This window comes from Corynebacterium sp., assembly GCF_030530965.1.
Classification (GTDB): Bacteria; Actinomycetota; Actinomycetes; order Mycobacteriales; family Mycobacteriaceae; genus Corynebacterium.
Genome location: NZ_JAUMTY010000005.1, coordinates 57,775 through 67,725, shown reverse-complemented (window position 1 = coordinate 67,725; position 9,951 = coordinate 57,775). Strand labels below are relative to the sequence as shown.

Annotated in this window: 10 protein-coding genes; all 10 read left to right on the top strand. The window is 56.9% G+C overall.

Annotation, left to right across the window (positions count from 1 at the left end):
- On the top strand, positions 1 to 540 hold a 540-nt coding region (locus Q3981_RS02245; RefSeq protein WP_368410048.1), incomplete at its 5' end, for a methionyl-tRNA formyltransferase.
- Entirely contained in the window at positions 537 to 2,111 is a 1,575-nt protein-coding gene (locus Q3981_RS02240; protein WP_303123443.1) for an RsmB/NOP family class I SAM-dependent RNA methyltransferase, read from the top strand. The genes Q3981_RS02245 and Q3981_RS02240, both read left to right, overlap by 4 nt.
- Before the next feature lie 9 nt (positions 2,112 to 2,120).
- Positions 2,121 to 2,900, top strand: a complete 780-nt coding sequence (gene rpe, locus Q3981_RS02235; protein ID WP_303123441.1) for a ribulose-phosphate 3-epimerase — start codon at positions 2,121 to 2,123, stop codon at positions 2,898 to 2,900.
- Entirely contained in the window at positions 2,900 to 3,973 is a 1,074-nt protein-coding gene (gene ribD / locus Q3981_RS02230; protein WP_303123439.1) for a bifunctional diaminohydroxyphosphoribosylaminopyrimidine deaminase/5-amino-6-(5-phosphoribosylamino)uracil reductase RibD, read from the top strand. Before rpe ends, ribD begins: the two co-directional genes overlap by 1 nt.
- 74 nt (positions 3,974 to 4,047) lie before the next feature.
- The gene (locus Q3981_RS02225; RefSeq protein ID WP_303123437.1) at positions 4,048 to 4,764 is read left to right on the top strand and encodes a riboflavin synthase; all 717 of its coding nucleotides are present in this window, start codon (positions 4,048 to 4,050) and stop codon (positions 4,762 to 4,764) included.
- A gap of 25 nt (positions 4,765 to 4,789) precedes the next feature.
- The gene (locus Q3981_RS02220; RefSeq protein WP_303123435.1) at positions 4,790 to 6,175 is read left to right on the top strand and encodes a bifunctional 3,4-dihydroxy-2-butanone-4-phosphate synthase/GTP cyclohydrolase II; all 1,386 of its coding nucleotides are present in this window, start codon (positions 4,790 to 4,792) and stop codon (positions 6,173 to 6,175) included.
- A 99-nt stretch (positions 6,176 to 6,274) separates the two neighbouring features.
- The gene (ribH, locus tag Q3981_RS02215) at positions 6,275 to 6,754 is read left to right on the top strand and encodes a 6,7-dimethyl-8-ribityllumazine synthase (protein ID WP_303123433.1); all 480 of its coding nucleotides are present in this window, start codon (positions 6,275 to 6,277) and stop codon (positions 6,752 to 6,754) included.
- Positions 6,755 to 6,870: 116 nt separating this feature from the next.
- On the top strand, positions 6,871 to 7,383 hold the full coding sequence (locus tag Q3981_RS02210) for a PH domain-containing protein (RefSeq protein WP_204088493.1): 513 nt from the start codon (positions 6,871 to 6,873) through the stop codon (positions 7,381 to 7,383).
- A gap of 3 nt (positions 7,384 to 7,386) precedes the next feature.
- Complete coding sequence (gene uvrC / locus Q3981_RS02205) at positions 7,387 to 9,504, top strand: excinuclease ABC subunit UvrC (protein WP_303123430.1); 2,118 nt, start codon at positions 7,387 to 7,389, stop codon at positions 9,502 to 9,504.
- Between the two features lie 133 nt (positions 9,505 to 9,637).
- On the top strand, positions 9,638 to 9,951 hold a 314-nt coding region (locus Q3981_RS02200), incomplete at its 3' end, for an RNase adapter RapZ (RefSeq protein ID WP_303123470.1).

Sequence of the window (9,951 nt, the reverse complement as noted above, 5' to 3'; positions counted from 1 at the left end):
CGGCTGACCGATCAGGGTGCCCAGGTTCTCGTCGACACCCTGGACGCTATCGAGAATGGATCGGCAACACCGACACCGCAAAGTGACGATGGCGCGACCTATGCCAAGAAAATCTCGACTGAGGACACGCGCATCGACTGGAGTAAGCCGGCATCGACGGTCGACCAGGCAATCCGTGCGGTCACACCTGATCCCGGAGCATGGACACTACTTGAGGACGACCGAATCCGCGTCGGAGCCGTACGACCTATCACAGATCCGCGGGACCCTATCGAAAAATCGCTGTCACTAGCGCCCGGAGAGATCGCGTGGAAAAAGAACCGCGTGTGGGTGGGAACCGCGGATTATCCCGTGCAACTCGGCTCTGTTCAAGCTCCGGGCAAGAAGATGATGGAGGCCGGGGCGTGGGTGAGAGGCGCGCACCTTGCCAATGGCCTCGACAACGATAAGTCGGCGCACGATAAGTCGGCTCAGAGCAATCCAGCAGAACGAGATGAATCGTACGACGACACACCGCATGAAGGGACGCGTTTTCAATGAGTGGAGGATTTCGTTCGCGCAGTGAATCAGCGCGTCACCTCAAGTCTGATGCCAAGGGGGCGAAGCAGACACCGTCGAATAGGGGAGCGTCGCACTCGGATAGGCAAGGGCAACAGCAACGGCGAAACCGCCAGCGCAACGACAATACCAAGCGCCACCAGAATCAACGGGTTTCATCAGGTGGGAATAAGCCAAACAGAAAACCTGCGCATGAGCATCATCGCGATGTACCACGCTATGTTGCATGGCAAGCACTCTTCCGTGTCGACACCGAAAACGCTTTCGGTAACATCGTTCTTCCGTCACTCATGAAGGAATACGGCCTGTCGGGCCGGGATGCTGCATTCACCACCGAGTTGGGTTACGGGTCACTGCGAGCTGAAGGGCTCGTGGATGCAGTGATCGGTGAGTGTTCGAGCCGCCCCCTTGAGGCCATCGATCCCGCCGTCATTGCCGTGCTCCGCCTGGGCACGTACCAGCTTTTGCGTATGCGCGTCGGCGATCATGCCGCAGTCAATACGTCGGTGGATTTGTGCCAGGAAGTCGATAAACCGAAAGCTAAGGGATTCGTTAATGCCGTTCTCCACTCCGTCGCCCAGCGAACAGAATCGGAATGGATAGATCACCTCACTAAGAATGCTGACCCGTTTGAACGCATGGCGCTGGCGACAGCCCACCCCGAGTGGATCGTCAAAGTGTTCCGCGATTCGCTGGGTGACTACGCCACTTCCGAATTATCAGACGCGTTAATTGCCGACGATGCACGGCCGCGTGTCCACCTCGTCGCTCGCCCCGGCGAGATCACTGCTGAAGAGTTGGCCCTCGTCACAGGTGGTGAGCAGACGTCATATTCGCCCTATGGCGTGGTTCTCGAGGAGGGCGATCCCGGCGCCATCCCCGCTGTTCGTGAGGGCATGGCTGCGGTGCAGGATGAAGGGTCCCAGCTGATCGCCCGTGCCGCCGCCGAAGCACCTCTTGAAGGAGATGAGACAGGACAGTGGCTTGATCTTTGCGCAGGTCCGGGCGGAAAAACTGCATTGATGGCTTGCCTTGCGCGCATTGATGGTGCCCACGTTGATGCGGTCGAACCTGTTCCTCACCGGGCGCGGTTGGTCGAAAAAACGACTTCTGGTCTTCCGGTGACTGTCCATACGGTCGATGGGCGACAGTCGGGCCTCGAGGCGCATTATGATCGCACGCTGGTTGATGCTCCATGTACAGGACTCGGAGCGCTCCGACGTCGGCCCGAAGCGCGCTGGCGAAAGTCCCCGGATGACGTCCCCGAGCTCGTTACGCTGCAACGAGAGCTGCTTGCTGCGGGGGCTGAACTTACGCGCCCCGGTGGAATAGTGGTGTACTCAACGTGCTCGCCCCACCTCGAAGAGACCGTCAAGATTGTCGACTGGGCAGAAAAGAACTGCCCACTTCAGCCTTTAGATACGGTCGACTATATGTGCGGAATGCACCATTGCCGCGCCGGCGAGAATGCTGTCCAAATGTGGCCACACCGCCACGGAACGGACGCGATGTTCGTTCAGATTTTCCGCCGGAGCGCGACGCCAGAGCGGTAACATGTTGCCATGACATCACGACTGGAACCATCCACTGGGGTATCCGCACAGGCCACCCCACTTATCGCCCCATCGATCCTTTCAGCAGACTTCGCCCACCTTGCAAGGGACCTTGACGCGGTTTCCCACGCTGACTGGATCCATGTCGATGTGATGGATGGTCATTTCGTGCCGAATCTCAGTTTCGGATTGCCCATTGCACAGGCCGTTGCGCGGGAAACTCAACTCCCTCTGGATTGCCATCTGATGATTGACGATCCCGAACGATGGGCTCCCGACTACGCCGATTTCTATTCCGTCACTTTCCACGCCGAAGCGGTCGATAATATCGGCGCGGCTATCGCGTTGGCACGAACATTGCGGGCGGCAGGTACTCGCGCGGGAATCAGTATTAAGCCGAAAACACCAGTTGACGAGGTTCTCGCGCACCTCGAGGAGTTCGACATGGTGTTGGTCATGTCGGTGGAGCCCGGGTTCGGTGGCCAGAAATTTATGCCCGAGGTTCTCGACAAAGTACGCGCCCTGCGTGAAAGTGCCGATCAAATATGGGGGAAGGAAACAGACGACGATAGTGCGGATGGGCGCTGTCTCATCGAAATAGACGGTGGAATTTCCGCCGACACTATTGCTAGCGCCGCCGAAGCCGGTGTTGATGTTTTCGTCGCTGGATCGGCGGTGTATAAAGCCGATTCCCCCAACGCTGCCATTGATGAACTTCGTGAGAATGCGCGGGCGGGATATTCGTCGGCGAGCCACGGAACTCAAAACTCCGGCGGACCTCAAGACTAATGCACGAGTCGACGCCATCCCGCGGTGAGATGATCGGCCGGCATCCGGTGAGCGTTATCGAGCACGCCATGGATCGGGCTGCCGAACTCGGGTGGGAAGCCAAGGGAACGACCAGCCCAAATCCGCCGGTGGGAGCAGTCATTATTGATGCCGACGGGCGAATCGTTGGCCAAGGACACACACAACCGGCGGGTGGCCCACATGCCGAGGTCATGGCTGTCCGCGATGCTGGCGATGCGACAGCCGGCGCTACGGCCGTCGTCACCTTGGAACCGTGTGCTCACACCGGCCGGACTGGACCCTGTACTGACGTTCTCCTTTCCGCGGGGATATCTACCGTCGTGTATGCGGTACCAGACCCGAACCCGATCGCTCATGGCGGGCATGAGGTATTGGCCGATGCGGGTCTCACTGTCATTGGTGGCTTTCGCGCTGATGAGGTGCGTCGCGGCGCGCTACGTTCCTGGCTACATCGGGTTGATACTGGCCGGGCAATGGTCACTCTAAAAGTTGCTGCCACCTTGGATGGCCGAGTCGCCGCGCCTGATGGAACATCACAATGGATCACCTCTGCTGAGGCTCGTAACTATGTTCATCGCGACCGCGCTACCCGCGATGCGCTGATCGTCGGAACGGGGACCGTGATAGCCGATAACCCGCGCTTGACGGCTCGGAAACCGGACGGGACTCTCTATACACATCAGCCGGATCACGTGATTGTTGGCTCTCGGCCGATTTCGGAGGAAGCGAAGATATTCGCGCACGCACGGTCGCGGCACTTTGATACCCACGATCTATCCCACGTCATTCAGGAGCTCACTCAGCAGGGGTACGTCGATCTCCTCATTGAAGGCGGGCCAACGTTGGCTTCCGCTGCGCTCGAGCAGGGGGTTGTTGACCACATTCACTGGTATGTTGCGCCGAGCATTCTTGGTTCCGGACTGCCCGCGATTCAGATTCCTCACGTATCAACGCTCACCGACAGACGTGACTTCACTATTGAACACATCACGCAGCTCGGCCCTGATCTCCTCGTCGACGCTCACCGGCAAGCTCAGCCGTCGTCAGAGTGAATGACCGGCAGGCGGAATCGCCCTGAGCATTATCGGAATGCTTAAGCACCGAACGACAGACACAGAAAGATAGAATGGCAATCGTGTTTACTGGCATCGTTGAAGCTCTTGGAACAGTCGTCGCTATTGATCGGGGAGCGGAATCGCCCTCAGATCAGGCTGAGGCATCGTCGTCGAACAAAGAACGAGATACCCCCGATTTCATCAGGATTACTGTTGACGCACCTGGAGTCACCGATACTCTCACCAAGGGAGATTCGCTCGCGGTCAACGGCGTGTGCTTGACCGACGCCGGTCATGAGGGAACAGCAGTCGTCATGGACGTTATGGGCGAAACGCTTAATCGCACAACGTTGGGCGATATTCGCCCCGGTGACCAGGTCAACCTTGAACGGGCAGTCCAACCATCACAGCGTCTCGGGGGACATATAGTTCAAGGCCACGTCGATGGAACAGCCCGGTTACTCTCACGAGACCCTCACGATAAATGGGAGGTCTTTCGCTTCAGTCTTCCGTCGAATTTAGCTCGATATGTTGTTGAAAAGGGATCGATCGCGGTTAGTGGGACATCGCTCACTGTTTCCGCGGTGGCACCTCCCGATACTGCCGACCCGTGGTTTGAGGTCTCATTAATTCCTACCACCATGCGGGACACGATCCTCGGCTCACTCGAAGTGGATGCCCCGGTCAATATCGAGGTCGATATTGTCGCCAAATACATTGAACGCAATGCCAATGTCAGTGGTTATCTCCACGCGGTGACCGACCCAGCAGATCAGCAGTCGAAATAATAGAAGACGGAAACAAGAGAAGACGATGGAACAGCACGCCGTGACTACACACCACACCGATCTCGCAGAACCTCAGAGCCACTCCCACGATCAACGCTCTGATGCTCAGGATTCGCATACGTATCGCGGAAATATCCAGCTCAACACCATTGACGAGGCTATCCGCGATATCGCAGCGGGCAAGCCGGTGATCGTCGTCGATGACGAAGATCGTGAAAACGAAGGCGATATGATCATCGCCGCCGATCGTATTACTGCGACGTCGCTCGCGTTCATGGTGCGGTATTCGTCGGGGTATGTGTGCGTCGGCATGACTGATGAGGACGCTGACCGGTGCGATCTCCCGCCCATGGTGACACGAAACCAGGACAAGAAAAGCACGGCTTATACAGTTACTGTCGACGCGGCCGAAGGCGGAACCACCGGCATTTCAGCCACCGATCGCGCCCATACCATTCGATTACTGGCGTCTCGTGATTCCGGTCCCGCGGATTTCACACGGCCCGGCCATGTCGTCCCTCTTCGAGCCCGGCCGGGAGGAGTCCTTGTTCGCGCCGGGCATACCGAGGCTGCCGTTGACCTCGCCCGGCTTGCTCACCTCAATCCAGCCGGTGCGCTCTGTGAGGTAGTGAGTGAAGACGATCCCACGACCATGGCACGGGGACCCGAGTTGCGTCGGTTTGCCGACGAGCATTCGCTCACGATGATCTCCATCGACCAGCTCATCGCTTATCGACGGAACACGGAGCAGCTTGTTGAGCGTGTCGTAGAAACCACACTTCCGACGTCGTATGGCCGTTTTACCGCCATCGGATATAGAAACGTCATCGACGGACTCGAGCACGTAGCCCTCGTCGTCGGTGATCCCTCTGATAACGGTGGGGAAGATGTCCTCGTGAGAGTCCACTCCGAATGCCTCACCGGTGATGTTTTTGGATCCCGCCGGTGTGATTGCGGCGATCAGCTCCATCAAGCAATGGAAGAGGTGTACAAGGAGGGACGCGGCGTCGTCCTGTATATGCGCGGTCACGAGGGCCGGGGCATTGGTCTTCTGAACAAGCTGCAGGCCTATAAGCTGCAAGATGACGGTTATGACACTGTAGACGCCAATATTGAACTAGGTAAGCCGGCTGATGCGCGTGAATACGGGACAGGCTCCGCCATACTCTCCGATCTCGGCGTTAAGTCCATGATCCTTTTGTCCAATAATCCGACGAAACGAGCGGGGCTGAAGGGGCATGGCTTACGAATCAGCGGACGTCGAAGTATTGAGGTCAATGTGTACCCGGAAAACCTCAACTATCTTCGCACTAAGCGCGACAAAATGGGCCACGATTTGCCTAGTTTGAATGCCTGGGAGGCCGCTCATACGCCGGGTCACGCCGACCCGTCTAACAACCCGCCGGAATAAAGGCGCATCGGTTTTTACATCCACCTCCGTGCCGTGAACGCGAACAAAGCTCGTGTCACCGCATGTCACTACCGCACTTACCACCGAAAGGAATAACTCATGAGTGGCGAGGGAAGCCCCACCATCACCATCGAACCCGGATCTGCACACGGACTCCGTGTCGCCATCGTTGTCTCGGAATGGAATCGAGACATTACCAATGAATTAGCATCTCAGGCACAACAGGCAGGGGAGACAGCCGGGGCGGAGGTCACCGTCATTCCGGTCGTCGGTGCGCTCGAGATCCCCGTCGTCGTCAAGAAAGCCACCCAAACGTATGACGCTGTCGTCGCCCTGGGCTGTGTTATCCAAGGGGGAACGCCTCACTTTGATCACGTATGCAACGCGGTGACATATGGATTGACGAAAATTGCCGTGGAGACAGAAACACCCGTCGGAAATGGTGTTCTGACCTGCAACACCCATGAACAAGCCGTCGACAGAGCTGGTGGGCCGACAGCGCATGAAAATAAGGGTGCAGAGGCCATGATCGCTGCCATTCATACTGCTCAAACACTACAAAGCATGACCGCGGATTAAAGGTGGATTAAAAGAGTAACCCCGCAGTGTTCTGACTACAGAGGCAGTATCCACGAACAGCATCCATGCCGAGCACTAATTCGGTAACAGTGAAGAAAAAAGGTAGGGTCGGAGCCGTGAGTAATGGTGTGAGCGAAACGAACATGTCTGAGGACTACCTCGCATATGACACGCCCACCACGAGCACCGCACCATGGGAACTCGTAGTGACGTCCACAAAACTAAAGCAGTGGACCTGGGCCGGCGTCGTTGTCATCATGGCCATTCACATCTTCATGGCCCTGGTCGTCCGTCTCGGTTACACAGGTGCGGCAGTGACCACTGTGGATCAATGGTCTTTTATCGGGATCGGCATTATCTTTTCGGGAATATGGATGCTGGGGCTCCGCCCGCGAGTTCGCGTCAATAAAGACGGCGTCGAGGTACGTAATTTCCTTAACCCCCAGTTTTATCCGTGGGAGATCGTGCACGGTTTAAGCTTTCCGAAAAACTCGCGCACTGCACGGCTAGAACTCCCTGATTTCGAGTTCGTGTCCATGTGGGCTTTCCAAGCTGCCGACGGCAACCGAGTTGTCGACGCCGTGAACAATTTCCGCTTACTAGAAGACGCCTACCTTCCGGAGGACTAGCCTGTGGCCAATCCCGCCACATATCGCCCGGCAGCAGGGACCATTCCTACCGAGCCGGGAGTATATACATTCCGGGATCCAGAAGACCGCGTGTTATACGTCGGAAAAGCAAAGAATCTTCGGGCTCGGTTATCTAACTACTTCCAGACACCCGAACATCTCCACCCGCGAACGCGCCAAATGGTGTTTGCCGCGTCCCAAGTTCGGTGGACAGTGGTGGCGTCGGAAGATGAAGCTCTCAACCTCGAATACACCTGGATCAAGCGGTTTAACCCGCGATACAACGTGGTCTTTCGGGACGACAAGAGCTACCCGATGCTCGCGGTGTCTCAACGGGAGCGAATCCCCCGTGCCTGGGTCTACCGGGGTCCACGCCGGAAAGGCGTGCGGTATTTCGGTCCGTTCCCCAAAGTATGGGCTGTCCGGGAATCCCTCGAATCACTCACTCAAGTTTTCCCCGTGAGGACCTGCTCGAAAGGCGTGTACCACCGCCACGAGCTCCTGGGGCGGCCCTGCCTTTTGGGCTACATCGACAAATGTTCTGCGCCATGCATTGGGCGTATTTCTGAGGAAGACCACCGGAAGCTAATTACGGGCTTATGCTCTGTTTTTGCAGGTAATTCGCGTGACATCATCAAGAGCCTGACGGCCGATATGGAAGCGGCAGCTACGGAACTCAATTTTGAGAAAGCCGCCCATCTTCGCGACGACATCGAAGCGATAAAAGCTGTGTCGGAAAAGCAAGCCATTGTCCTCCCCGAGGACACAGATACCGATCTAATCGGAGTGTCTGCAGATGAACTAGAGGCCGCTGTCCAGATTTTCACTGTTCGACGGGGGCGAATCCACGGCCAGCGTGCATGGGTAGTGGAGCGCAGCGGTGATTCGGAGGATTCCATCGGCGCGCTCATTCGTGAGTTTTTGCTGCAGTACTACAGCGACGAAGTTGAGCGCGCTCAGGAGACCGTAGAAGAGACGACAGCTGTTGAGGGCTCAAGGGTTCTCGATGACGTTCGCCAACCTGTGCCGCGTGAGGTTCTTGTTATGGAGGAGCCCGAGGACATCACGCAGATTGGTGAGTATTTGTCGGGGCTGAGGGGTGCGCATGTTGACATTCGTGTTCCTCAACGTGGTGACAAACGGGCCCTCATGGACACTGTCGTTCGTAATGCTGCAGAGTCCCTCCACCAGCACAAACTGCGGCGAACCGGGGACCTCACAGCCCGTAGCGCTGCCATCGAAGCAATCCAAGAAAACTTGGGCATGGCCGAGCCGCCGCTTCGCATCGAGTGCACCGACATTTCCCACCTCCAGGGCACCGACGTCGTGGCTTCCCTGGTCGTTTTTGAGGATGGAGCTCCCAAAAAATCGGATTACCGCCGCTACAAGATTAAGGAAGCAGCAGGGGAGGGGCATTCCGACGATGTTGCAAGTATCAAAGAAGTAGTTCGCAGACGATTTTTGCGGTACAAGAAGGGTTCCACAGAAGTTCCCGACGACGGTGCTGTGGCGGATAGCATCGCGGCTGAGGAAAGCAAGCTTGCTCCGTCTGAGGTGGCTGAGGTTGACACCAATGCTGACCTGGCCGATCCGTCGGCGGCGAAACGTTTTGCTTATTCTCCTCAGCTCTTTGTTGTCGACGGTGGTGCGCCCCAGGTTAATGCTGCTCAAGAGGTGTTAGATGAGTTGGGAATTACCGACGTCACCTTGTGCGGTATTGCGAAACGCCTCGAGGAAGTGTGGTTACCGCACGAGGAATTTCCGGTGATTTTGCCGCGTCGTTCCGAGGGTTTGTATCTCTTCCAAAACATTCGTGATGAGGCACACCGCGTGGCAATCACGTACCAGAGGTCGCGACGGACGGGACGTCTGCGCCAATCAGAACTGGATAACATCGCCGGACTGGGCGAAAAACGGAAGGCCGATTTATTAAAGACATTCGGCAGTGTGGCGCAGATTAAAAAAGCGAGTATTGATGATCTGACAACTGCTAATGGCATCGGTCCGGCACTCGCTGCCTTGGTCTACGAGGGCCTCCACGGAAAGTCGGATCAGGATTCTGACGGGCCGACTAGTGTCTCGGAGGATCCCGCCCCGAAAAATAGGAACCAAAACAAGTAAAGTAATGAGTATGCCTGACTCTGCGCGTTCTTCGAGTACAGCTGCCACGGATATCACCCCAGCACACGGGATTTCTCCTGAGGACCAAAGCCCACACCATGTGGCCGAAAATTCGCTGGTCCTCATCACTGGCATGTCTGGGGGAGGCCGGCAATCCGCAGCGAACGTCCTAGAGGAAATGGGATGGTATGTTGCCGATAATCTGCCGCCGGAGCTCATCATGCGCATGGTTGAGCTCTCGTTCTCTCCTGACTCGCCGATCGAGCGGTTGGCGATCGTCACGGATGTGCGGTCGCGGGACTTTGCAGGGTCACTCGGGGACGTGCTGTCGTCGTTAGAAGAAGATGGCCGACGGCCGATCATCATGTTCTTAGACGCGGACGATGAGACGCTCATTAAGCGGTTCGATACAGTCCGCCGCAAGCATCCGCTCCAGGGCACCGATAC

Excerpts from the sequence above, each read along its gene's own strand:
- Q3981_RS02240 (WP_303123443.1), top strand. The coding sequence starts at position 537 with ATGAGTGGAGGATTTCGTTCGCGCAGTGAATCAGCGCGTCACCTCAAG.
- rpe (WP_303123441.1), top strand. The coding sequence starts at position 2,121 with ATGACATCACGACTGGAACCATCCACTGGGGTATCCGCACAGGCCACC.
- ribD (WP_303123439.1), top strand. The coding sequence starts at position 2,900 with ATGCACGAGTCGACGCCATCCCGCGGTGAGATGATCGGCCGGCATCCG.
- Q3981_RS02225 (WP_303123437.1), top strand. The coding sequence starts at position 4,048 with ATGGCAATCGTGTTTACTGGCATCGTTGAAGCTCTTGGAACAGTCGTC.
- Q3981_RS02220 (WP_303123435.1), top strand. The coding sequence starts at position 4,790 with ATGGAACAGCACGCCGTGACTACACACCACACCGATCTCGCAGAACCT.
- ribH (WP_303123433.1), top strand. The coding sequence starts at position 6,275 with ATGAGTGGCGAGGGAAGCCCCACCATCACCATCGAACCCGGATCTGCA.